This window comes from Desemzia sp. FAM 23990 (assembly GCF_045528485.1).
GTDB lineage: Bacteria > Bacillota > Bacilli > Lactobacillales > Carnobacteriaceae > Desemzia.
The window spans coordinates 28,641-52,020 of sequence record NZ_JBGQQW010000027.1 but is presented as its reverse complement, the minus strand read 5'-3'; the positions used below and the strand labels follow the sequence as shown (position 1 = coordinate 52,020).

Here is a 23,380-nt window from a genome sequence, read left to right as displayed (position 1 = left end):
GTAGATAACATTAATCGCAATCGCTTGCGCTCTTTTTTTGGACAACTGAAAAATCGGAAAAAAAGCTGTTTAGTTCTATTGAACTTTTCTCCATTTCAAATTAGCCCAATTGTTCAGTAGGCATTATATTAAGGATAACTACTTAATTAATTGTAAAGGGTAGTAATTACGTGTTATAATAACGCTGAAATGGAGGGGCTATTAATGACTACGATAAAAGCTAGAAAACAAGGCAATTCAATTATGATTACTATTCCTAGTTCGTTTGGTATTAAAGAAGGAGAAGAATTCTTTTTTATCAAAAAAGATAATGGTGCAATTACGATGATACCTAAAATTGAAGACCCTTTTAAAAATGCTCAAGATGGAGAATTTTATGTTCCAGATTTAAACGTTGATTACATGCCCACTGAAAGAGAACTAGATGGGTTATAAACCGAAGCAGAGAGATGTAGTCATCATTGATTTTGCACCGTCTAAAGGATATGAGATTAATAAGCGACGTCCTGCACTTGTAATGAGTAGTGATGACTATAATCGAGCTACCAATCTTGTTATTGTTTGTCCGATTACAACAACAGAAAAGGAAAAAGTTTTTCTCATCCCAATTTTATCAGAGAAGTTGCGTGCTAATGGAACAGCTGTTAGTAAAGTAAATACTAATCAAGTTTTTTCATTAGATTATACAGAACAGGCAAATAGACATATTCAATTTATAGATAGACTTGAAGAAGAAAACTTTTACCACATTGTTCAGATGTTTATGTATAATTTTTCTTTCAAAATTTAAGTTTCCATGAGGATTTTTGTATTTTAATTAAACAAAATAGAAGTCACCCTCTTCAGCACAATAGGTGGGGACTTCTATTTCAGTTAGTCAAGATTAATTCATTATCTTGGAGCGCTTATGGGTTTTTAGTGTTTTTATCAATAAATGTAAGTTCTAAATTTAATGAATTTTCAATTTTAGCTACTATTTCAATAGAAGGAATATGAGCCAAAGTTTCAAATCTGGCAATTTGCACTTGAGAAAGTTGAGTTCTTTCAGTAAATTCTGTTTGCTCAATATTTTTTTTAAGAAATCTTAGATGAAATTGATGCAATAAAATGGACGGTTAATTTAAATATATCCTATCAGGAGCCGGAGAGTGTAAAATATTTTGTATAGAATTTTAACGCAATCATTTTAAATGACTCATTGACAGAACAATGTTTTTTTTGCTATAGTTCTAAATGAGAATAAATATAAACCTAGACGAATGGGGATTTTTTTGTGAGTGTAGCAGGTATCTAACCAGTAAGTTGAATAGCCGATAAACTATCAGTTTATTTGGCATGCTTATAAGTGATACCTGTCGATAGATAAAATATTGTATTCTAAAGACGATAGTATGTATGACTATGGTCTTTTTTTTGTACCCTCTAGGTTTAATGATTTGTTTTGGGACAGGTATCTCTTCATCGAAAGGGAGAGAAGAATGGATAAAGAAACACTCACTAAATTACAATTTGATAAAGTTCAAAAAGAAGTTCAATCTAGAGCGATTGGACATTACAGTAAAATCCGAATTGAAAAACTTGCACCACAAACGAACTTAGCAACGGTAAAAGTATGGCAACAAGAAACACAGCAAGCTCGCTTGATTTTGGAAAGCAATCAGCATGTGCCGTTTATGGGACTAATTAGAATTGACGCTTTAATGACGCAAGTGAAAAATGGGATGGTATTGTCTCCAGGGGACTTGATTGAATACGCTGATTTCCTTAGAAGTAGCCGTATGATCGAGCAGTTTTTTGATAAAAACCAATATCAAACTCCGCTGCTTTACCAATATAGTAAGAGTTTGCCGAGCTTATTAGAAATCGAAGAAGAGATTTATCAAAAAATCCAGCACCAAAAGGTCAGTGATGATGCATCAAGAAGTCTTAGAAAAGTACGTAGGCAAGTGCGGGAAAATGAAAAAGAGATTCAAGATAAGTTAACGAAGTTCTTAAAGCATTCGAGTAATAAGAATAAGATTCAAGACGGTATAATAGTTCAAAAAGACGGACGTTACACAGTCCCAATCAAGTCAAGCTATAAAAATAAAGTAGCTGGAAGTGTGATTGAACAATCCAATAAAGGTACAACAGTCTTTGTTGAACCAGCGGCCATAGCGAAACTAAATGAACAGCTGATTATGTTAAAAGCCGAAGAAGTTGCAGAAGAATATCAAATATTAGCTCAGTTAACAGGTTTTCTGGCTGAGAATGAAACTACGATTGAATTCATTATAGAAACGATCACTGCATTTGATATGATTTTTGCGCGAGCAAAATATAGCCGAGAAATCAATGGAATCACTCCATTGGTGAATAAATCAGAGACTATTGCCATAAAAAAAGGCATCCATCCATTTTTACCAAAAGGATCGGTTCCGCTAGATTTCACTTTAGGTGAAGAACATCGCGGGTTAGTCATTACTGGAGCAAATGCTGGAGGCAAGACTGTAGTGCTAAAAACAGTTGGTTTATTAACTTTGATGACAATGTTTGGTTTACAGATTCCTGTTGCAGAGGGAACGGAAATAGCAGTATTCGATGAAGTATTTGTGGATATTGGAGATCAGCAAAGTATGGAAAATGCATTAAGTACTTTTTCTGGACATATGAACAATATCGCTTCTATTTTAAATAAGACAAAAAGAAATACTTTAGTTCTATTAGACGAAATTGGCAGCGGGACGGAACCGAACGAGGGTGCAGCTTTAGCTATCGCGATTATGGAAGAATTATATGCTAAAGGAGCTTTGGTCGTTACGACAACCCATTATGGAGAAATTAAACGTTTTGCTGAAGAACATGAGGATTTTATTCCAGCAGCAATGGAATTTGATCGAGAAACATTAACGCCTAAATTTATTCTTCATTTGGGGGAAAGTGGCGACAGCCAAGCTCTGTGGATTGCTAAAAAAGTTAATATGGCTTCGTCATTGATTAAACAAGCAAAAAAATACATGGATAAAAAAGATTATCCAACCCAGAAAAAATCTTTTAGGAAAAGTGAAGTGAAGTTCGAAACTGGCACAAAGAAAAAGATTTTATTAGGAAAAGGGGACCGTGTTATTCTGACAGAAAGCCAACAAAAAGGGCTAGTATATGAAGACAAGGGTTCAGATAACGTTTATGTTTATTTTAATAAAGAAGTTGTAGAAGTACCGAGACAAAGAGTCCAACTGTTAACTTCAGCTAATGAACTGTACCCAGAAGGATATGATTTGGACATTTTGTTTACTGAGTACCAAACGAGAAAAACACGAAGAGACTTAGATCGTGGATCCAAAAAAGCCCAAAAACAATTAGACAAAGAGATGAAAGAAAGAAAATTAGATGACAGAATATAAAGGCTAACTGAATAAAAAAATTCACACTAGCATCTCTAAGCATAATGTTTTAGAGGTTCTAGTGTTTTTTTAGTCTATAGTGCAATTCAAATAGAGGTCATTCAATAAAAAATAGATTATTTTTTAGATGGAAAACTTTCGTCTTGTCGATAAAATATAAAATTAAAAGCTATTCCAATTTCAAAAACAGCAACACGTTTTTGAACCATTGCAGATTAACCTACTTTTAGCTATTGGTATAAAAAAATTAGCCGATGACTATTTTCCTTTTGATAATACAACAGATAAAGGTACAATATCAGTAATAAGCATCTAGTGAATGATAGGAGGGATCATTTTGTCTGATACCAAAAAAAATCCAATAACAGTAGAAGAGTACATTCAAGAATTTCCTAAAGAAGTGCAAGAAATCTTGCAAAAAATTCGAGCTATCGTGAAAGAGGAAGCGCCAGAGGCACAAGAAAAAATCAGTTATGGGATGCCGACTTTTTCGTACAAGGGTGTATTGGTTCACTTTGCAGCTTATAAAAATCATATTGGCTTTTATCCTACTCCAAGCGGCATTGCCAAATTTGAAGAGCAATTAAAACCCTACAGACACGCTAAAGGATCTGTCCAATTTCTACTTTCAAAACCTATTCCATATGACTTAATCAGACAAATGATAAAAACTCGTGTAAAAGAGAATCTAACTAAAGCAAAAAATAAGTAACTAGGACTGAATAATTTTCTTATGTTTTGCTGTTTTTTAGTTGGGTATTTTAGCTATAATAAACTATAAGATAAAACAAGAAATCAGATAGTTTCGAAGGGAGAAACAGAATGACGATCAAAATCGGTATTGTAGGCTATGGAAATTTAGGTAAAGGTGTCGAAACGGAGTTAAAGCTTAACCCAGACATGGAATTATTAGGGATTTTTTCAAGAAGAAATCCTGCTCAAGTAGCCAGTGAATCAGCAGTCTATCACTTAGATGATATCCAACAATTTAAAGATAAAATCGATGTATTGGTCCTTTGCGGAGGCTCTCGTTCAGATATTCCGGAACAAGCTCCTGAATTGCAAAAAGACTTTACGACAGTAAACAGTTACGACAACCACGGAGAGATTCCAGCTCACTTTGACAGTATTAATGAGGTAGCTCTTGCGAACAATAATGTTGGAGTAATTGCCACTGGTTGGGATCCTGGTCTTTTTTCATTGAACCGTTTAGTGGCGGAAGCAGTGTTGCCAAAAGGAAATACGTATACTTTCTGGGGCAAAGGAGTCAGCCAAGGCCACAGCGATGCCATCAGACGTGTAGACGGCGTCAAAATGGGTGTGCAATATACGATTCCAAATGATGAATTGATCTCCCAAATCAAAGATGGCAAAGACGTTTCGTATACCAAAACTTCTTCACACAAACGGGTTTGTTATGTGGTGGCTGATGAGGGGGCAGACCAGGAAGCTATTACTCAAAGTATCTCTACCATGAAAGATTATTTTGAAGGCTATGAAACAGAAGTCCACTTTATTGATGAAGCTGAGTTCAAACAACAGCACACAGGTATGCCGCATGGCGGACGCGTAATTCGTCGTGGCTATACGGATGATGAAAACATGGCAGTGTACGAATTTAATTTGGAATTAGAAAGTAATCCTCAATTCACTGCAGCTGCAGCGATCGCTTATGCGCGAGCAGCACACCGTCTAGACAAAGAAGGCAATTATGGAGCTAAATCAGTTTTTGATATCGCACCAGCTTATCTTTCCCCTAAATCTGGAGAAGAATTAAGAAGAGAATTACTGTAATCAACATAGAATCTCAGCGGACCGGTTTCGTTGAGATTTTTGTACATAAAAGGAGGGTGCAGCTGTGGGCTACCTAGATTACTTTACCTTTCCGGATGCAGAAGTAGAGTTTAATTTTTTCAATGCCATCAAGCGAACGGTTTACGACTCATTTTACCCTTTTCAAATCATGCCGAAGCACCGATTTGAACGGATTGATTTCGAACCAATCACGATTTTATATGGAGGAAATGGCTCAGGCAAGACGACCGCTTTAAATATCATTGCAAAGAAAACAGAGCTGCAGCGAGAGGCAGTATTTAATCAATCGAATTTTTTTTCAGACTATTTGAACTATTGCTCTGTAGAATTAGAGCAGACGATTCCTGCTCATAGCCGTATTATCACAAGTGATGATGTGTTTGATTATATTTTAAACATTCGGAATCTTAATGAGGGAATCGATTATAAACGAGAAGATTTGTTTGAAGAATATTTGGAAAATAAATACTCTAAGTTTCAAATGAAATCATTGGATGATTATGAACAACTCCGCCGAGTGGTGGATGCAAGGAGGAAGACACAGTCCAAATACGTTCGCAATGAATTGATGGACAATGTCCGGGAATATTCTAATGGAGAAAACGCCTTTCGTTATTTCACTGAAAAGATAGAAGAGAATGGGTTGTACCTTCTTGATGAGCCGGAAAACAGCCTTTCCCCTAAACGGCAAATGGAGTTGATGCAGCTGATAGAAGATTATGCGCGTTTCTTTGGCTGTCAGTTTGTCATATCCACGCATTCGCCATTTCTGCTAGCGCTCAAAGGGGCTAAGATTTATGACTTAGACAGCGATCCAGTAGATGTCAAAAAATGGACCGAACTGGACAATGTGCGCACGTATTATGATTTCTTTAAAGAACATTGGATGGAGTTCGAGTAACATGTAAGTGACCAGAGATAAGACGGAAAATGGATTTCAATTATCATCTTTCCCTTTTTTTACGTTTTTAAGACTTGAGATAGTTGGTTTTTCATTAGACGAATTGCTGATAACTGAAAAGGTGCCATCTGTTTCGAGAATAACTGCCCTTACTTCATCAAGAGAAGCGTAACCATTTGAACGGACGGCTTGTAATATTTCTTTTTCAGGAACGCGTTCCTTTTTCATAGAAAATCTATTGAACTGTCCATCGTAATAAAGTAACTTAGGGGACGATTTGATTAGCTGACTAAAAAAATCTGAACGAACTGAAAGCCATGAAGTGATAAATTGGAGTAAGACAAGCAGGCCAAAAGCCAGTATTCCATCCACCAAGGCAATATCTTGACTCGTTAATATGCTTCCTAATACAGAGCCTAACGCGACAGTAACAATGAAATCAAAGGAATTCATTTTAGATAAGGTACGTTTGCCGGAAATTCTCAAAACGAGCAGAATCAGTATATAAGAAAGAGTGCCCACAACAAGAATCCGGATGAGTGAAGAAGAGTCGCTAGTAAACATTTTTTATCTCCTTTCATTAAATGTTGATAATTTTGATTTAGTAATAGTGTATTCAAATTATACAGAAAAGAGATACTTTTGTTAAATAGTAACAGCCCCGCACTGTTAATTTCCACGTATTAGCCATTTCTGCTGGCATTTAAAGAGACTCAAATATATGATTTTTATAGTGATCCTGTAGATGTCAAAAAATGGACCGAACTGGACAATGTGCGCACGTATTATGATTTCTTTAAAGAACATTGGTGTAAATTTGAATAGAGTGGTTCCTTTATATTAGCTAGTTCTTTTCGATCAAGCCCTTATTCCTGTTAAGTACACAAAAAGTGAAACAGCTTCGTTTTTTATTGAATGGGCAAATAGACATTTGTCTAGTAAAGGTAAGGACCATTTGGATGCCTCGTTCCTCTTCGAATAGACGCTATTTGGTTAGTAAGAGCCATTCGGATGCTTCATGCCACCTCAAATGGATGCTATTAGCCAAGTAAGAGCCATTCGAGAGGCATCGTCTACCCAAAATGGACGCTATTAGCCAAGTAAGAGCTATTTGGGAGGCATTGTCTACCCCAAATGGATGCTATTCATCTAGTAAGAGCCATTCAAATGCTTCGTGCCACCCCAAATAGATGTTATTCACCTAGTAAGAGCCATCCGAATACTTCGCCTCACTCCGAATGGACGCTATTCGCTCAGCAAACGCACAAAAACACTTTACTTAGCCAAAATAGCCCTATGCAATCCAAAACAGAGCTGCCTCATTTTATCTTGAGACAACTCTGTTTTTAAGACTCTTTATTCTAAATATGTCAAAGCTTCTTGCACAAAGGAAGCAGTACCCATATATAAGTAAGTTTCATCAATATCAAATTTCGGGTGGTGATGACCATGGAAAGAGCCTTCAATTTCACGCGGGTTGCTTAAAAAGAGAAATGTCCCCGGAACTTCTTGCAAGAAAAAAGCAAAATCTTCCCCGCCCATCAAAGGTTCACGAACTTCCGTCAGCACATCATCGCCGAAAATCTCTTTTAAATTACCGACAACTTCAGCGGTTACGTCGTTATCATTGATGACAGGAGGGTATTTGTAGTCGTAAGTTACAGTGCATTCCACGCCAAATGTTTCTCCGACTCCTTTAGCAATCTGTTCTAACTTAGCACATATTTTTTGCCGGATGGCATCATCAAATGCTCGTACTGTGCCTTCAATTTCTGCATTATCTGGAATAACATTTTGATTAAAACCACCGTCCACCCGTGTTACGGAGACCACTGCAGGATCGATGGCTCTTAAGTTTCGGCTCTTAATCGATTGGATTGCGGTAATCAAGTATCCGATAGCGTTCACAGGATCATCTGACAGCTCAGGATAAGCACCGTGATAACCTTTGCCTTTGACTTCAATGAGAAAGCGATCCATGGAAGCCATCATCGGTCCGAATTTATACCCGATTTTGCCTTTTGGTGTATGCGGGTCGATTTGTCCTTCGTGAAATCCTAGGACACGAGTCACTTTAGGATTTTCCAATACTTTTTCTTCAATCATCGGTTTAGCACCGCCGGGATATTCTTCGCCGGGTTGGAACAACAATTTAACTGAGCCGCTAAAGAGATGACGGTTTTCTTGTAAAATTTTTGCTGCGCCCAGTAACATGGCTGTATGTCCATCGTGACCACAAGCATGCATATTTTGATTGATCGATTGAAAAGGGAGACCTGTTTGTTCTTGGACCGGCAATCCGTCCATATCGGCACGCAAGCCTAACACTCGGTCTTTATTGGGGCCAGATTTCGTCCCTTTGATCAACCCGACAACAGCATTGCCGTTTACATAGGAAGCATCGTAGTCAATGCCGGATGTTTCTAATACTTGAGTGACATATTGCACTGTGCGTGGGAGTTCCAGCGTTAATTCAGGAATTTGGTGCAAGTCCCTCCGCCAGTGAATGATATCTGCTTCAGTGTCTTTTGCCAATTGAATCACATCTATTTGAGCCAAACTAAATCCTCCTTATTAGAACATACGGAATAAAATTTCTGAAAAAATGACGCAAGCCAATACTGTGCCCATGATGACTAAAATACTGACGATTGCTCCTTTGTAGCCGATTTTGCGAAACGCTGGCCAGTCTTTACCAATCGATACCCCAGCATAAGCCAAAATAGGAGTACATAATGCTAGTAAGCTGATTTGCTCTACATGTGTGATCACCATATCAGAAACAGGCGAAATGGGAACTGAAAAAAGTATGGCGATAAACGAAATGTATGCCATAGCGGGTAAATTTAGAGGGATGATCTGTTTAAAAATCAGCCCCGAAAGTGTAAACAATAATAACCAAAGAATACCGAAAATCGATTGAGTAATTGTGGCTCCATAACCGAGAACATTTCCGATAAGAGCTATCGTACCAGAGATCAAAAGAGCCATTGACCAGTCTAAAATCATTCTATTATTTAATTTAGCTTTCTCCATATTCAGTCACTTGTCCTTTCTTTCCTCGATCCAGCCAGCTGTACACACGCTCGGTCAGAGGCAGACCAATAAATAACGCGGTATAAATACTGATGACTGAGGAAACCAGATTCGAAATCGCCGCATAGGCCTCCAATTCAGTAGCCATTTCTGGATAGCGTTCCAACAGTGTACCTAATCCTCCCACCATCATAGAAGCTGAACCAATCCCTGATGCTAACGAAAGGGAGATAGGGGAAATAAACGGCAGCTCTGCTAAAACAGACATTAGGAAGCTAACCGCAATCACACCAAATACGGTCCCAACGATATAGTTCGTCATCACACCACGGAATTCTGGTGATTCAGCGCCGTATTTTTCTGAGATCAATGTTACGTTTGCTTCACGACTTACTCCGAATGTCATACCAATAGATTCGCGGCCCATACCGAAGACTACAACAGCGAGCGGCAGTCCGATAGCAAATGAAAAACCTTCTCCTAGATTTTGTAGAATAACAGGAATCCCCGCTCCGAATACTTCCTCAATGGCAGCACCACTGGAAACCCCTAGTTTAGCCAGCAATAATCCGCCAGCTAAAGCCATCATTTCAGAAGCATGATGAGTACTTTTTTCTGTAACGATTTTTTGCTTGGGAATTAAATAAAATAAGGTCATTAAAATCATAGAGAAAATCAATGGCGCCAAGGTGAAAGAGAATCTCCCTAAAGGTATACGTTGTGTGCCGATCAGCTCAGCAATCACGGTAAAGATCAACACCATGATCTGCAGTGGATAATTTTGCCAGCTTTTTTTCTTTTCCATACTCATCCTCCTCAAATGATTGCTAATCACGATTTCTGCCGTTATTAATTAGCAGATTAAAGATTAACACATTTTAATTTAATATATTTTTAATATTAATCGCTATTCTAACATCTAATCAGATCTAAGAGCAATCTTTTTTATCATAAAAATGAATTTAAAATGAATGCATCGTTTGAATTCTAATATTAATACCATAAAAAGAGTCTTTCACATCGACCGCAATCGATTTGAAAGACTCTTTTTAGAGTTATTCTAATAACATTTACGTTATTTCATTGAAACAACCATTTCTAAGGCTTCCAACGGTACTTGACTGGTAGAAAGTTCGTAAACGCGGTTTTCTTTTTGCCACATGATATCCACAGATACTGTGTCTCCACCTTGTGGATAATCAATGAGTATCAGCCCTTTTTCGCTTGGAGCAGGAAGCATATTTTCTTCCAAATAAGCGACGATTTTTTTGGCTATTCCAGGCGCATCCATTTCATCCATAGTTAGAGAGTGAATGGTGAAATCCCAATTGCCTTCTTCCCAACTGAAGTATTGGTTTCCTGCAGCGCCTTCTCCATAACCAGTAACATCGTAACCTAATTCAACAGCTGTTTCTTCATTGGGTGTCACAGAAACAGCACCGTTCATTTTGGCTTCCATTTCAGCTAAAGCAGTATCGGCATCTGTATAAATGGTTCCCGATACAGCAGCCAAATCGTTCCCTTGTTCATCAGTGTAAGCTATTGTATATTCATCTTCGCTATTGGTTACGATACTGGCGCTGCTGTTTTCCGGCAAATAAGACGGCAATAACACAACAGCCGGATCCATTTCCAATTCAGAACCGACTTCCGATTCTGAGGATTCATTTTCTTCTTCTGATGTATCACTCGATTCTTCCTGATTACTGGATGATTCGGAGTCACTACTCATACTGCTGGCAGGTTCACTGCTTTGTGACTCTTCTATTTGTGAAGAGGATTCCGCCGACTCTGATTCTGGGTTTGATGAACAGCCGACAAGTAGTATACCGCATACCCCAAGAGCTAATAGGGGTTTATAAGATACTTTTGTCATAAAAAAGACCTCCTTGTTTTCTTGTTTTTATAGTACCGCTCGTAAAATAAGATGTAAATCAATCTGGTTTAAGCTAGACAAAGACTGACTTATAAACTCATTTTGTTTCATTTGTAGAGGAAATAAGCGCCAGTCAGAACAACTCTATGATCTAGTTAGGGAGATTTACGGAGCCTCACGTCAAATGGACAAGCTCGATCTTTCAATAAAGTTTGTCAATTTTTAGACATATCTTTGTGACAAAACGATGTCCTGCCAGTGTAATGGCTTCCATTCATAAAATGAAGCGTGCTATACTTGTGCCAACTTAAAGAAATGGCAATTTTCTCATTTTCACCTCGCTTCAAACCATCTTGCTTATCTTCCCTAAGATAGCAGCTTTTCTTTCTTATCCAGTCTGGATAATTCTTTCATACACTCTCATTGTAATGCTTCACAAGTTCTGACTCTTCTCCTTATATTTTAAAGACTCTTTTTTATCCATATTATTTGGTTTAACCGAATCGACCTCTTTTTAGTATACCCTCGTTTATTTAGCTAATCATTGTAAATCTCTTCTAACTAAATCCGCTTATTTCAATCTCCTTCCTACTAGTTTCCCTTGAAAACAAATCTACCAAAAGGTGTGATAGCTATGATTATGGAGAAAATTTCTTCGTTAAATTTTAAGCACCGTTCGTTTTATGCACGCTATATCAAGCGTCTAATGGATATTACGCTCTCTTTCATAGGATTGATGATGTTATTATTGCCTCTGCTAGTGATTGCCGCACTGATTCGTTTGGATTCTAAGGGACCTGTATTCTTTTTGCAAGAACGTATCGGCCAATATGGCAAAACCTTTCGGATCATTAAATTCCGTACAATGATTGTTGGCGCTGAGCATATAGGGAGCGGACTGCAGATTCACAGCTTTAAGGACGCACGTATCACCAAAGTCGGTTTGTTTTTGCGCACAACCAGCCTAGACGAACTGCCGCAATTGATCAATATTTTAAAAGGCGATATGTCACTGGTTGGTCCAAGGCCCCCAGTGACATATGCACCATATATCGGATACAAGGCTTATCCTGAGTGGGCTAAAAATCGATTTTTGATTAAACCAGGTCTGACTGGATCTGCTCAGATTAAATACCGGAATAATGTGGAGTGGGATCAGCGGATGATAGAAGATATCCATTATTTAGAAACGCTCTCTTTTGTGACAGATCTGCTTCTCATAGTCAAAACAGCCGTTAAGTTTGTTGAGAAAGAACCCGAACAAAATTCAGTGGGAAGCTCACCAATAAATCAACAGGAAAAGATCAAGGAGGTTATCAAATGATAAAAAGTATTTACATGGATAAAGGATGGGGTGTGCTTCAGCAGGACAAAGAAGGAGGAGAAACACTTCATTTCCTATTTGAAAGAGAAGAGGGGCGTGTAGTTTACCCTTTTATCAAACGTCCAGCAGGAATAGTAGATGGCACACAATATTATGATTTAGTGACTCCGCGTGGACAAGGAGGTATCTGGATCGAACAAGCGCAAGAGGGAAAAGAAAAGGTTTTGATTCATCAATTTAGTAAAGCTTTTGACGATTATTGTACTCGTGAACATATCATCGCTGAATACATTCGTTTCAGCCCTTGGTTGAATCAGGCGAAATGGTTTGAAGAAGACTATACGATCTCTTATTTTGGAGAAGTGTATTGTACAGACCTGACAACTGATTTTTTTAATGAAGCATACAGCTCAGCTTTACGCCAGCAAATCAGAAAAGCCATAAAAAATAACGTCATTATACGTTTTACTTCTAATCCTGATTTTATTGATGAGTTTTTAAGACTGTATCAAATGACAGCAAAAGAACAACAATTCAACGAATATTATCAGCTCGATAAAAGATTTCTACAGCGTTATTTTGATTTTTACCCAGACAAAGTGGTATTCGCAGTAGCTCTATTAAATGAAAAAGTGATCTCAGCAGCCATGCTGTTAATAGGGGAGGATATCGTCCATTACCACTTTGCTGCCACAGATCCTGAATACAAACACCTTCAACCGAATAGTTTGCTGATTTATGAAGCTGCCAGTTATGGAGAAGCTTACGGCAAACGATTATTTGATCTCGGATCGGCTAAAGCCGGCAGCAGTCTGGAGAAGTACAAAAAACGGTTTACTGCTAAAGTAAAAAGTTATCCGTTTTATCGAGGCACAAAAGTTCGCAACCAAGGTGTTTATGATCAATTGGTTGAGCAGGCGAGCGATGTGCAAGAAGGGTATTTCCCCGCATACCGCAAATAAGTACGAAGTGAGGTGAAAGCAGATGGAGCCGTTTTTTACACCGACACCGATTCAGCCACTAACAGAAGATTTCCAACACAATCGATTTTACATCAAAAGAGAAGATTTGATACCCCTATCTTTCGGTGGCAACAAAGCGCGTAAAGCTTACTACTTTATCCAAGAAATGGAGCAACTGCAAGCGAACTGTCTGGTGACTTATGGCAGCAGCAGTTCCAACCATTGCCGAGTTATTGCTGCGGTTGCAGCAGCAAAAGGTTATCCTTGTCTGATTATTTCTCCCTCTTCACAAAATACCCCCACTATGAATCAGCAACTCGTTGAGACCCTCAATGCAAAACTGATTTTTACCCCTTTATCCCAAGTCAGGGAAACGATTCAGCAAACGATGGAACAATTGAAGCACGATGGTCTGCAGCCTTATTTTATTCCAGGTGGTGGACATGGAAACAATGGAACACAAGCTTATGTGGATGCCTATCGAGAAATCAAGGCAACTGAAGCTGAAAAAGGTATGTCATTTGATAGGATTTTTCATGCTTCTGGAACGGGGACTACCCAAGCTGGTTTAATTTGCGGCAATCGGTTGTTTGAAGATTCAAAGAAAATCGTCGGTATCAGTATTGCAAGAGATGTGGAAAACGGAAGACCGGTCGTACTGGAATCAGCGAATGCTTATCTGGAAAGTTGCTCATTACCACCCATCTTAGAGGAAACAGTCATTTTTGATGACCATTACCGAGCAGGTGGTTATGGTAAGCATCACGAGGACATTACTGATGTTATCAAGCAGGTTTTTATTCACGAAGGCATTGCACTAGATCCCACATATACTGGGAAAGCTTACTGGGGCATGATGCAATATATCAAAGAGCATCAAATAGAAAACCAAACAATTTTATTTATCCACACAGGAAGTAATCCTCTATTCTTTGATTATTTTCAAAAATACTGTCTTACAAGGAGTGTGAGAAATGAAGATCACTTATATCGAACTGCAAGAGCTTCCGAAAATGGCATGGGGAGCAATTGTTGAGAAAGGTACACTTGATGTAGTCGTTTATCATGGGAGAAGTGTTGAGACACAAAAGGAGTTTTTTGTAGAAGGTGCATGGGAAGGTAATTTCACAGAAGGACGGTTTGATCAAGCCGATTTTTTTAATGGATCAGGCGGAAGAATGAATCAAAAAACATTCAAAAAGTCCTTTATGTTTGTTACATCCAGCCATACATTAGATCGATTGCACACTATTCGCTTGAAAAATAAATTGATCGTTTCCAACTCAATGCCGTTTGCGCTGCATTTGGCACACACTCGTTTGAACCCTCGATATATGGATTACGAAAAAGATTTGAACTCAATACTAAAAGGACTGTACCACTACAAAGACTGGATTCCATTAAAGGGAAACAAAGAACTCTTCTTGCACTATTATTGTAATTTGGTCATTGATGGTCAGCTCTCCATCAGTAAAGAAAAGAAGCCTAGTATGGAACCTTTTGAAAGTTACTCTCACTACCGAACCCTCTTAAGTCAGACACTCCAACAATTTGTCCAAAATGCAAAAAGCCCATTAAGGCGCATTTCTTATGGAATTGTAACGACCATTTCCAAAGGCTATGATTCAGCCGCTTGTGCTGTTCTCGCAAAAGAAGTTGGTTGTGACACAGCATTATCTTTTGACCGACCAATTACTTATGAAGAAGACTGTGGACTGGATATTGCACAGCAGTTAGGGTATTCTTCCATCATTTTAAAAGACGCTTCGGATTATTTATCCAACGAACAGCTGACAGAAACCGAATTTGTATCTACAGGTGAGTTAGGCAGTGGTGTCGTATATGCCTCTTTTGAAGAGGAAATGGCCGATAATATTGTACTTTTTGGAGAAGAAGGAGACGAATTTTGGGGCAAAGACCGCTCAGACGCCAATGCGGAATTTCGGTTTCCAGATGACGTTATGACGGGTGTATCACTTATCGAGCATCGGCTGCGAGTGGGTTATATTTTTACGCCACTTCCGACTTTCGGCGGTGTTGAATGGAAAAGTTTATGGAAACTAAGCAATTCACCTGAAATGCAGCCCTATTCTGTTGGCGGTTCATATGATCGGCCCATTCCTAGGAGAATCTTAGAGACAGCAGGGATCCCCAGAGAATCCTTTGGGATAGAGAAAAAGGGAGTAGGAGTCAATTATCGTTATGACAGCTTTTTACGCTTGAAAGAACGAATGTCGAAAAACTCTTTTGTTTCTTATCAGCAGTATTACAAAAGTCATCGCAAAATCGATAAGGAATATTTACAGCGTTGGCTTCGTTATTTTTTGGATACAAAAAATGTTTACCTTCATGTGGCAATGCGAAAGGTTGGAGTGGAAAGTAATCTCACTATGCCAAATGCAGAGAGTGAGACAAATCCGGGTGCTCCCGCTTTTCTGATTCATTGGGGCGTTCAAGAAATCCAGAAAAGGTACCATAGTGCATTTGAAAAGAAATATAAAAAACGTTTAACAGTGCTGCGGAATGGAAATAGGCACACTGAAGCCGTCTTCAGCGAAAATGGCAACCAACATTTAGAAAAGGCCGCCATAGAGATAGAGACTGGAAGGGGGAGAGGGAGATGAAGTTTATTGAAACAGAAAGCATCGCACCCTTAGCTTGGTGTGCCAAAATTGAAAAAGAAACGCTGGCTGTGGAATTAACTCATGGCAGTAAAGTTGAAACAAGAAAAGAAGGTTTTGTAGAAGGTGCGTGGGATGGAGAGTTTACAAGTTTTCAATTTGATTTGGCCGATTTTCTGATGGGGTCGGGGGGAAAGCATGTAACAAGGGAGGGTGAGGAACAACTTTTATTTGCTACTCCGTCGCATACTTTAGAACGGTTGTATGCTGTTAGAGTTGAAAGAAATTTATACGTCTCAAACTCGCTGCCGTTTATTCTCGTTCAATCAGAAACCCATTTAGACGGACATTATTCTCGATATGAAGAAGACCTCAACACGATTCTAAACGGTCTTCAATCAGTCAAAAAATGGATTCCACTGGTTGGAAACAAGCGGCTGCAACTGTTTTATCATTGCAATTTTCTAGTGAACAGCCAATTGGAAATGGCAGTTCAGCAAAAAAGGGATATGGAGCCGTTTGCTGACTTCAAAGACTATGAAGATCGCTTGTTAACTGCGTTGAAGCGCTTGAGAGACAATGCCAGTGTATCGGAAAGGTTAACTACTTATGGCTTAGTCACTACCATTTCAAAAGGGTACGATTCTGCAGCCTGCGCTGCTCTGGCTAAAGAAATCGGCTGCGAGATAGCAGTGACCTTTAATCAGCCTGAAAAGTATGCAACAGATTCTGGAGAAGAAGTAGCACGACAATTAAATTATCCTCACATCATTCAAAAAGATGCCAATAGGTACCTAGAGAATAAAGAATTCCTTGAATCTGAATTCGTTTCTTCAGGTGATTTGGGAACCGGGATCGTTTATGCAGCTTTTGAAGAGGAATTTAAAAGGAAATTGGTTTTTATTGGACACCGCGGTGATTGTGTTTGGGGCAAAAATGCACTAGATGTTAATAACGATCTGCGCTTTAATGATTTTGTGTTCGCAGGAACTTCTCAAGTAGAAAACCGACTGAAAGCAGATTACATCTTGGTTCCTGTTCCTTATTATGGGGCAGTACAGTGGCCTTCGTTAGATCAAATATCACAATCATCAGAGATGGAGCCCTATTCGGTGGGTGGGGACTATGATCGACCTATTCCTAGAAGAATGGTTGAAACAAGAGGAGTGAATCGGGAAGAATTTGGATTTAAAAAGGCCGGTGCTGGTTTTAATTATCGCTATGACAATTCTAATCGTTTGAAAAAACGGATGTCTCCTCATTCGTACCACTCTTTTTACACGTATTTTCTTACCCATAGACGAAAATCTTATCAAAATATTTTCCGTTGGGCTCAGTATTTTTGGAATACTAAAAGAATCTATAGTGGTGTATTGCTTCATCGCTTAGGAATCAAAGTTCCTTTTAAAGAGATTGAATTTGATGGCGTTTCAAATCCGGGGCTCCCTTCCTATCTTTTTCTTTGGGGAGTTGCCAAACAGATGGAAAAATATCGAACAGGACTAGAAAAGCAGCCCAAAACGTTACCAGAAACAGTTAGAAACCGATCGTATAAAAGACAGGAGGTAGTTAAATCATGAGTACGAATATTCTTATCCTAAGTTGCGGTACACGCAATAAAATCGTAGCGTATTTCAGACAAGAACTAGCTGGTAAAGGAAAGGTCGTTGCAGCTGATTCCAGTCCGCTTGCTCCAGCGCTCTATGAAGCCGATGAGGCGGTAATTGTTCCGTCTATCAAAGACAAGCACTATTTAGAGACGCTGTTGTCATTGTGTAGAGAAAAAAAGATCAAAGCTGTTTTTTCTTTAATCGATCCTGAACTCAATTTGTTGGCGAAATACAAAAAAGACTTTTTAGCCATCGGCACGATCCCTATTATTTCAGATGTAGAAAAAGTTGCGATGTGCTTTAATAAGTATGCTTTATATGAATTTTTGACGCAAGCACAGATTCCTACTCCAATAAGTTATTTGGAAGAACATAAATTTTTACAGGATATGAGAAAAGGGCTGATCTCTTTTCCGGTCATTATAAAACCTTATGATGGCAGTGCCAGTATGCAGATTCATAAAGTGCATTCCAGTGATGAAATGGAAGACTTGATGGTATGTGACGATCATCTGATGATCCAAGAATTTATGGATGGTATTGAAATAGGGGCAGATGTTTATGTTGATTTGCTTTCTCGAAAAGTGGTCTCTATTTTCACCAAGGAAAAAATCAAAATGCGTGCCGGAGAGACAGACAAAGCCCGTTCTATAAAAGAGGGGAAATTATTTGATCTTATTCAATCTGTTGTTGAGAAGGTCGGTTTGACCGGGATGCTGGATATTGATTTATTCAAAGTCGGAGATGAGTATGTGATTTCTGAAATCAACCCGCGCTTCGGCGGCGGCTATCCGCACGCTTATGGCTGTGGCGTATCTTTTCCTCGCATGCTCCTCAATAATCTGGAAGGAAAAGTAAATCCTTCTCAGATAGGAGAGTATGAAGCAGATATCTATATGGCCAAATACAATGAGATCAAGATTATTCCAGCAGCAGAGTTGCCTAAAGAGATGATGATTTCCTTACCAATTCCAGACGCCGCTTCTTCTCAGAGCTGACTCGTTGTTTAACGCTCTGATGAAAAGCGGTTAAAAATAAAAATAGACGAAACAGGAGTGAACGCTATGGAGCAACCAAAAAGAATATTACTCTCTTCCCCGCATATGTCGGGAAACGAATTGAGGTACATTGATGAAGCTTTTCAAACCAATTGGATCGCCCCGCTTGGACCGAATGTGAATCAATTTGAAACAGACTTGGCTCATTACGCTGGAACAAAAGCAGCTACAGTGACCAACTCAGGAACTGCTGCTATTCATCTAGCGTTAGCTGTCTTGGGTGTCCAAAAAGGGGATAGAGTATTTTGCTCTACGTTTACTTTTATTGCTAGTGCCAATCCAGTTCTTTATCTAGGAGCCGACTTGGCTTTCATTGATTCAGAGCCAAACACTTGGAATATGTCGCCTATTGCCCTAGCTAGAGCTTTAAAAACAGCTAAGCGGGAGAATCAGTTGCCAAAAGCCATCATTGTTGTCCATCTATACGGACAAAGCGCCAATATGGAAGCCTTGCTTGAAGTTGCGGATGCATATGGCGTTCCGATTATAGAAGACGCTGCTGAGTCCTTAGGTTCAACGTATAAAGATAAAAAGAGCGGAACATTAGGTAAAATCGGTGTTTATTCTTTCAATGGGAATAAAATCATTACTACATCTGGTGGAGGAGCACTAGTATCGGACGATAAAGAATTAGTCGAAACAGCTCGATTTTTGGCTACTCAAGCTAAAGACTCAGCTCCTTATTACCAACATTCAAAAATAGGCTACAACTACCGGATGAGCAACATTTCAGCAGGTATTGGGATTGCTCAATTACAAGTCTTGGAAGAAAGAGTAGCCAGCCGTAGAGCAGTATTCGATCTTTATACACAGGAAATGAACAACATCGAAGGAATCCGGTTCATGCCTGAACTAGAAGGGTCTGTTTCTAATCGTTGGCTGACGACGTTGCTGATTGATCCCTTTATCATTCAGCAAAAGCCGTTTGAAGTGATGCAGCTGATGAACGAAGTGGGCATCGAAACGCGTTTGCTTTGGAAACCACTGCACTTGCAACCTCTGTTCAAACAAGCTAAGTTCTATCGCCATAATGAACGAACGAGTCCTGTATCTGATTTACTGTTTGCTATGGGCTTATGTCTTCCCTCAGGAAGCAATTTGAGACTGGAAGAGCAATACCGTGTCATTGAAACACTCCATCAAATCTTTAATCCTCAACCAATCTACGCACCAACCATCAAAACACCAGCATTCTCTGATTACTAACTTCCTTATCTCAACCATTCATTGAAAAAGGAGGAATCCAGTATGTCAAAAGCTTTAGTGATGGCATCCATCGCTCCTATGATCTCATCTTTTAATCGCGACAACATTCGCTTGCTGCAAGAAATGGGGCTTGAAGTCCACGTACTAGCTAATTTTGCTGAAGACAGTGAAAAGCCAACAGGCCGGAACCAACAGTTTAGAAAAGAGTTAGAAGCTAAAGGCGTAACGGTCTTTGATGTTGCAATAGACCGAAATCCATTGAAAAAAACCAACCTGCAAGTATTTTTTCACATCAAAAAAATCTTTGACCAAGAACACTATGCTTTGATCCATTGCCATTCACCAATAGGAGGTGTGTTGACTCGACTGGCTGCTGCAGAAGCTCGGAAAAGCGGCACAAAAGTTATTTACACGGCTCATGGTTTTCATTTCTTTAATGGGGCTCCTAGAAAAAATTGGCTGTTGTACTATCCAGTTGAAAAATGGTTAGCGCGTTATACCGACTGCTTGATCACTATTAATGGAGAAGACTATGAAGCGGCTCACCTTCGCAAATTTAAAGTCGGTTATCTGACTATGATGGAAGGAGTAGGGATCGATCAAATGCGTTTTATCCCCACGAATGATGCACTTCGAAAAGAGGTCAGAACAAAACTTGGTTTCCCAAAAGAGGCGTTTATTCTGATTTATGTCGGCGAATTGTGCACCCGGAAAAATCAACGGGTACTTATTGAAACTGCAAAGTTGCTGGCACCGGATATAGCAGATCTTAAGCTGCTGTTGGTCGGAGAAGGAGATAAAAGAGAACAGTATATTCACCAAATCAGTGAACTTGGGGTGGAAGAACAAGTTGAACTATTAGGCTACCGTGGAGATGTGAACCAACTGATGCAGATGGCGGATGTCGTAGTTTCTTCTTCCAAACAAGAAGGACTGCCCGTCAATATCATGGAAGGAATGGCAACTGGTCTGCCCTTAGTAGTCAGCAACTGCCGTGGAAACCGAGATTTGGTTCGCAACGGACAAAACGGTTTTGTGGTCGAAGAAGAAGCGGCTCAGTTTGCTGAAGCAATCAAGGAGCTGTATGCATCAAAAGCTCTGCGTAAATCATTTGGAGCTCAGAGCTTAGAGCTGGTACAGCAATACGGCATCAACACGATCTCGCTTAAAATGAAAACTCTTTATCAAGAAACGTTGCAGACGGCGATCTCCATGTCTTTGACCGCAGCAACGTTGACCTCAGAACAAAAGAAAACGACAAGATGAGGGTGTTAAACATGATCAATCCAAAAGTGAGTGTCATTGTTCCGATTTACAATGCTGAAGCATTTTTAGTTTCTTGTGTTAGAAGTGTTTTAGCACAAACGTTGACAGATATCGAGGTTTTGCTAATAGATGATGGATCTTCTGACAGCTCAGCGGTTATTTGTCGGCATTTTATGCAACAGGATTCACGAGTCACTGTGATCAATAAAGAAAACGAAGGAGTCTCGGCAACTAGAAATCTAGGTCTGGCATGGGCAAAAGGTGAATACATTGCTTTTCTGGATGCTGATGACACGCTGATTGAAGAGGCGTTAGAGATACTCGTTCAAACACTCGAAGAAAAACAAGTAGAGGTTGTTTTTGCCAATTATTTTTACCTCTACAATGATCGAAAAGTTTATCGCGGACCCCGAATACCAGGAGGAATCTATCCTGTAACAGAGCTCAGGTCACAATTGATCGACGATGGGACCTTATCCGGCATCTTATTTGGATCGGTGGGGGCAGCTTTGTACAAAAGAGCATTGATCAAGCAGCATCACATTCGGTTTCAAGAAGAAGTGGCTTTAAATGAAGATGGTTTATTCAATGTCATGTACCTGCTTCATTCAACCAGCTGTTGCTATTTGAGTGACCAGCACGTATACGGCTATCGAAAACAAATTGAATCTGTCACGAGTCGATTCCAACCCAATAAAAATTTTGACAGTGCCACAGTTGCTATTGATCAGTATTGCCAGCCAATCAGTCAGGAATTATCATTGGAGCAGCAATTGCGCAGAAGGCAGGTCTCTATCAGCTTATGGCAGGCATTAAATATTTGTTCAGAAGAAAACCCGGCTTCTTATCGAGCAACGATTCGGCAGCTGAAGGAACTATTTGGACACCAAGAACTGCAAGGATGTTTCCCTTACATGGAAGAAGAGAAAATGAATCGCTACAAACGAGTTTATTACCAGCTGATAAAAAAAAGACGCACACACTTATTTTATCTTACGACCCGATTTTTACTGCCGACTGCTTCAAGGCTCGTAAAAAGATAGGTCTACTGATGGAAGATAAAAAAACATAAATGTTGATGGCGTTTATGTCGGGAAAGGAGAAAGTAAGATGAAAATTCTCTTTGTTGGACAAAATTTGCAGCAAGGTGGTGTCCAGATTGCTTTGATCAATACATTAAAAGAACTGGTCAAGCAACAACATACGATCGATCTTTTCTTATTCGGCACTGGGGACTATGCTTCAGAAGTGCCTCCAGAAGTGAATTTTTACCAAGGTACTAAGGGATTGCAGTTAGTGGCTACGCCTTATCATAAACTAGCCCAGAAAAAAAACAGTTTCGATTATTGGTATCGATTAGGACTAACAATGGCAGTTCGGATTAAAAATCCTCATAGATTCTATGCTGATTTGTTCAAGCGTCAAAAAACGTTTGGGGGCTATGATGTTGCGATTTCCTATTTTACAGATATCCCACATGGCTACTTCAATCAAGGAACCAATCAATACGTAGCAGACTTTGTAGAAGCTCGACAAAAGATCGCTTGGATTCACAACGATCCATTTGAAGGGCATTTTGAAGTAGATCATTGCCGCCGAGTATATGGAAATTTCGATCGGATCATTTGTGTTTCGGAAGCTTGTGCTGTGAAATTCAGACAATTTTTACCAGAATATGCCGGTAAAATTGGAACGGTCTACAACTTTTTTCCTTTAGAAGAGATTCTAGAAAAAGCACAGTCTATCAAATCAGCAATGCAGATCCCTCTTGATACGCCACTTATAAAACTAGTGACAGTAGCTCGCATCGATAATCAACAAAAACGGCTGGATCGTATTTTAGAAGTTGGGAAAAAGTTGATTGAAAACAAGGTAACGAACTTTCATTGGGAGATCATTGGGGAAGGGCCAGATTTAAAAAGCAATCAAGAACAAATTCAATTGGCTGGACTAGAGCGTTTTATCGTATACCGCGGTTCACAGTTGAATCCGTACCCTGCAATAGCGCAAAGTGATTTATTTGTACTGACGTCACAATATGAGGGGTATCCAATGGTCGTCAATGAAGCATTGATCTTAGGTGTTCCAGTAGTTACGACTCCTTATGCAGCAGCTGCAGAGCAAGTTGAGTCGGGCTGCAACGGAATCATCACTAAAATGGATATCGAAGATTTGTACCAACAGCTGAAAAGGCTGTTGGAAGATCCTGCAAAGATTCAGCAACTTAAAAATTATATTCAAAAACATCCGCTAACGAATCAAATGGCTATGGAGCAGCTGGATATCGTATTAGAAAAGAAGGGATAGTCAGCAGTTAGAACA

At 39.3% G+C, this 23,380-nt stretch carries 22 protein-coding genes; 16 read left to right on the top strand and 6 right to left on the bottom strand.

The annotated features are described in order from the left end of the window. The first annotated feature begins 204 nt into the window (after window positions 1-204). Window positions 205-435: a type II toxin-antitoxin system PemI/MazE family antitoxin gene (gene mazE / locus ACEN4I_RS10915; protein ID WP_407096569.1), complete on the top strand. Its 231-nt coding sequence runs from the start codon at window positions 205-207 to the stop codon at window positions 433-435. Next, window positions 425-790, top strand: a complete 366-nt coding sequence (locus ACEN4I_RS10910; protein WP_407096568.1) for a type II toxin-antitoxin system PemK/MazF family toxin — start codon at window positions 425-427, stop codon at window positions 788-790. The genes mazE and ACEN4I_RS10910 overlap by 11 nt, the downstream gene beginning before the upstream one ends. Before the next feature lie 115 nt (window positions 791-905). Here ACEN4I_RS10910 and ACEN4I_RS10905 read toward each other — a convergent pair whose 3' ends face one another. Next, the gene (locus tag ACEN4I_RS10905) at window positions 906-1,103 is read right to left on the bottom strand and encodes a helix-turn-helix domain-containing protein (protein WP_407102927.1); all 198 of its coding nucleotides are present in this window, start codon (window positions 1,101-1,103) and stop codon (window positions 906-908) included. 375 nt (window positions 1,104-1,478) lie between these two features. On the opposite strand from ACEN4I_RS10905, the gene ACEN4I_RS10900 reads away from it, so the two are divergent. From ACEN4I_RS10900 to ACEN4I_RS10885, 4 genes are all read left to right on the top strand, one after another. Beyond that, window positions 1,479-3,383, top strand: a complete 1,905-nt coding sequence (locus ACEN4I_RS10900) for an endonuclease MutS2 (protein ID WP_407102928.1) — start codon at window positions 1,479-1,481, stop codon at window positions 3,381-3,383. Window positions 3,384-3,720: 337 nt separating this feature from the next. After that, complete coding sequence (locus ACEN4I_RS10895; RefSeq protein WP_407096565.1) at window positions 3,721-4,095, top strand: iron chaperone; 375 nt, start codon at window positions 3,721-3,723, stop codon at window positions 4,093-4,095. A gap of 110 nt (window positions 4,096-4,205) precedes the next feature. Continuing rightward, the gene (locus ACEN4I_RS10890) at window positions 4,206-5,177 is read left to right on the top strand and encodes a diaminopimelate dehydrogenase (RefSeq protein WP_407096564.1); all 972 of its coding nucleotides are present in this window, start codon (window positions 4,206-4,208) and stop codon (window positions 5,175-5,177) included. Between the two features lie 64 nt (window positions 5,178-5,241). Next, window positions 5,242-6,099 (top strand): AAA family ATPase, encoded by an 858-nt coding sequence (locus tag ACEN4I_RS10885; protein ID WP_407102929.1) that lies wholly within the window; start codon window positions 5,242-5,244, stop codon window positions 6,097-6,099. 36 nt (window positions 6,100-6,135) lie between these two features. Here the strand turns inward: ACEN4I_RS10885 and ACEN4I_RS10880 are convergent, their stop codons facing one another. The 5 genes from ACEN4I_RS10880 to ACEN4I_RS10860 all read right to left on the bottom strand — a co-directional run bounded on the left by ACEN4I_RS10880 (window position 6,136) and on the right by ACEN4I_RS10860 (window position 11,011). Further along, complete coding sequence (locus ACEN4I_RS10880) at window positions 6,136-6,663, bottom strand: DUF421 domain-containing protein (protein ID WP_407096562.1); 528 nt, start codon at window positions 6,661-6,663, stop codon at window positions 6,136-6,138. 792 nt (window positions 6,664-7,455) lie between these two features. Beyond that, the gene (locus tag ACEN4I_RS10875) at window positions 7,456-8,658 is read right to left on the bottom strand and encodes a M20 family metallopeptidase (protein WP_407096561.1); all 1,203 of its coding nucleotides are present in this window, start codon (window positions 8,656-8,658) and stop codon (window positions 7,456-7,458) included. A gap of 15 nt (window positions 8,659-8,673) precedes the next feature. After that, the gene (locus ACEN4I_RS10870) at window positions 8,674-9,135 is read right to left on the bottom strand and encodes a hypothetical protein (RefSeq protein ID WP_407096560.1); all 462 of its coding nucleotides are present in this window, start codon (window positions 9,133-9,135) and stop codon (window positions 8,674-8,676) included. Continuing rightward, window positions 9,122-9,940, bottom strand: coding sequence for a DUF3100 domain-containing protein (locus ACEN4I_RS10865; RefSeq protein WP_407096559.1), 819 nt, complete (start codon window positions 9,938-9,940; stop codon window positions 9,122-9,124). Before ACEN4I_RS10865 ends, ACEN4I_RS10870 begins: the two co-directional genes overlap by 14 nt. 270 nt (window positions 9,941-10,210) lie before the next feature. Continuing rightward, on the bottom strand, window positions 10,211-11,011 hold the full coding sequence (locus ACEN4I_RS10860) for a hypothetical protein (protein ID WP_407102930.1): 801 nt from the start codon (window positions 11,009-11,011) through the stop codon (window positions 10,211-10,213). A gap of 634 nt (window positions 11,012-11,645) precedes the next feature. Here ACEN4I_RS10860 and ACEN4I_RS10855 point away from each other — a divergent pair. The 10 genes from ACEN4I_RS10855 (at window position 11,646) to ACEN4I_RS10810 (ending at window position 23,365) form a co-directional block, all read left to right on the top strand. Next, window positions 11,646-12,335, top strand: coding sequence for a sugar transferase (locus ACEN4I_RS10855; RefSeq protein ID WP_407102931.1), 690 nt, complete (start codon window positions 11,646-11,648; stop codon window positions 12,333-12,335). Further along, a complete protein-coding gene (locus ACEN4I_RS10850; RefSeq protein WP_407102932.1) occupies window positions 12,332-13,297 on the top strand; it encodes a GNAT family N-acetyltransferase in 966 nt (321 codons plus the stop codon). The genes ACEN4I_RS10855 and ACEN4I_RS10850 overlap by 4 nt, the downstream gene beginning before the upstream one ends. Window positions 13,298-13,319: 22 nt before the next feature. Next, window positions 13,320-14,333, top strand: coding sequence for a 1-aminocyclopropane-1-carboxylate deaminase/D-cysteine desulfhydrase (locus ACEN4I_RS10845; protein WP_407102933.1), 1,014 nt, complete (start codon window positions 13,320-13,322; stop codon window positions 14,331-14,333). Next, window positions 14,272-15,921: a hypothetical protein gene (locus ACEN4I_RS10840; protein ID WP_407102934.1), complete on the top strand. Its 1,650-nt coding sequence runs from the start codon at window positions 14,272-14,274 to the stop codon at window positions 15,919-15,921. The genes ACEN4I_RS10845 and ACEN4I_RS10840 overlap by 62 nt, the downstream gene beginning before the upstream one ends. After that, a complete protein-coding gene (locus tag ACEN4I_RS10835) occupies window positions 15,918-17,498 on the top strand; it encodes a hypothetical protein (protein ID WP_407102935.1) in 1,581 nt (526 codons plus the stop codon). The genes ACEN4I_RS10840 and ACEN4I_RS10835 overlap by 4 nt, the downstream gene beginning before the upstream one ends. Further along, a complete protein-coding gene (locus ACEN4I_RS10830; RefSeq protein ID WP_407102936.1) occupies window positions 17,495-18,526 on the top strand; it encodes an ATP-grasp domain-containing protein in 1,032 nt (343 codons plus the stop codon). Before ACEN4I_RS10835 ends, ACEN4I_RS10830 begins: the two co-directional genes overlap by 4 nt. A 66-nt stretch (window positions 18,527-18,592) precedes the next feature. After that, the gene (locus tag ACEN4I_RS10825; protein WP_407102937.1) at window positions 18,593-19,792 is read left to right on the top strand and encodes a DegT/DnrJ/EryC1/StrS family aminotransferase; all 1,200 of its coding nucleotides are present in this window, start codon (window positions 18,593-18,595) and stop codon (window positions 19,790-19,792) included. 42 nt (window positions 19,793-19,834) lie between these two features. Beyond that, complete coding sequence (locus ACEN4I_RS10820) at window positions 19,835-21,058, top strand: glycosyltransferase family 4 protein (protein ID WP_407096551.1); 1,224 nt, start codon at window positions 19,835-19,837, stop codon at window positions 21,056-21,058. A gap of 11 nt (window positions 21,059-21,069) precedes the next feature. Then, entirely contained in the window at window positions 21,070-22,101 is a 1,032-nt protein-coding gene (locus ACEN4I_RS10815; protein ID WP_407102938.1) for a glycosyltransferase family 2 protein, read from the top strand. A 67-nt stretch (window positions 22,102-22,168) separates the two neighbouring features. Beyond that, window positions 22,169-23,365 carry a glycosyltransferase gene (locus ACEN4I_RS10810; RefSeq protein WP_407102939.1) on the top strand — a complete coding sequence of 399 codons (1,197 nt, stop codon included), beginning with the start codon at window positions 22,169-22,171 and terminating at the stop codon, window positions 23,363-23,365. Window positions 23,366-23,380: the final 15 nt, after the last annotated feature.

What these genes read in the sequence shown, in the direction of transcription:
- ACEN4I_RS10865 (WP_407096559.1), bottom strand. Translation starts at nt 9,940, where the DNA reads ATGGAAAAGAAAAAAAGCTGGCAAAATTATCCACTGCAGATCATGGTG.
- ACEN4I_RS10815 (WP_407102938.1), top strand. Translation starts at nt 21,070, where the DNA reads ATGATCAATCCAAAAGTGAGTGTCATTGTTCCGATTTACAATGCTGAA.
- ACEN4I_RS10810 (WP_407102939.1), top strand. Translation starts at nt 22,169, where the DNA reads ATGAAAATTCTCTTTGTTGGACAAAATTTGCAGCAAGGTGGTGTCCAG.
- ACEN4I_RS10830 (WP_407102936.1), top strand. Translation starts at nt 17,495, where the DNA reads ATGAGTACGAATATTCTTATCCTAAGTTGCGGTACACGCAATAAAATC.
- ACEN4I_RS10825 (WP_407102937.1), top strand. Translation starts at nt 18,593, where the DNA reads ATGGAGCAACCAAAAAGAATATTACTCTCTTCCCCGCATATGTCGGGA.
- ACEN4I_RS10860 (WP_407102930.1), bottom strand. Translation starts at nt 11,011, where the DNA reads ATGACAAAAGTATCTTATAAACCCCTATTAGCTCTTGGGGTATGCGGT.
- ACEN4I_RS10880 (WP_407096562.1), bottom strand. Translation starts at nt 6,663, where the DNA reads ATGTTTACTAGCGACTCTTCTTCACTCATCCGGATTCTTGTTGTGGGC.
- ACEN4I_RS10890 (WP_407096564.1), top strand. Translation starts at nt 4,206, where the DNA reads ATGACGATCAAAATCGGTATTGTAGGCTATGGAAATTTAGGTAAAGGT.
- ACEN4I_RS10835 (WP_407102935.1), top strand. Translation starts at nt 15,918, where the DNA reads ATGAAGTTTATTGAAACAGAAAGCATCGCACCCTTAGCTTGGTGTGCC.
- ACEN4I_RS10910 (WP_407096568.1), top strand. Translation starts at nt 425, where the DNA reads ATGGGTTATAAACCGAAGCAGAGAGATGTAGTCATCATTGATTTTGCA.
- mazE (WP_407096569.1), top strand. Translation starts at nt 205, where the DNA reads ATGACTACGATAAAAGCTAGAAAACAAGGCAATTCAATTATGATTACT.
- ACEN4I_RS10850 (WP_407102932.1), top strand. Translation starts at nt 12,332, where the DNA reads ATGATAAAAAGTATTTACATGGATAAAGGATGGGGTGTGCTTCAGCAG.
- ACEN4I_RS10820 (WP_407096551.1), top strand. Translation starts at nt 19,835, where the DNA reads ATGTCAAAAGCTTTAGTGATGGCATCCATCGCTCCTATGATCTCATCT.
- ACEN4I_RS10900 (WP_407102928.1), top strand. Translation starts at nt 1,479, where the DNA reads ATGGATAAAGAAACACTCACTAAATTACAATTTGATAAAGTTCAAAAA.
- ACEN4I_RS10870 (WP_407096560.1), bottom strand. Translation starts at nt 9,135, where the DNA reads ATGGAGAAAGCTAAATTAAATAATAGAATGATTTTAGACTGGTCAATG.
- ACEN4I_RS10840 (WP_407102934.1), top strand. Translation starts at nt 14,272, where the DNA reads ATGAAGATCACTTATATCGAACTGCAAGAGCTTCCGAAAATGGCATGG.
- ACEN4I_RS10855 (WP_407102931.1), top strand. Translation starts at nt 11,646, where the DNA reads ATGATTATGGAGAAAATTTCTTCGTTAAATTTTAAGCACCGTTCGTTT.
- ACEN4I_RS10845 (WP_407102933.1), top strand. Translation starts at nt 13,320, where the DNA reads ATGGAGCCGTTTTTTACACCGACACCGATTCAGCCACTAACAGAAGAT.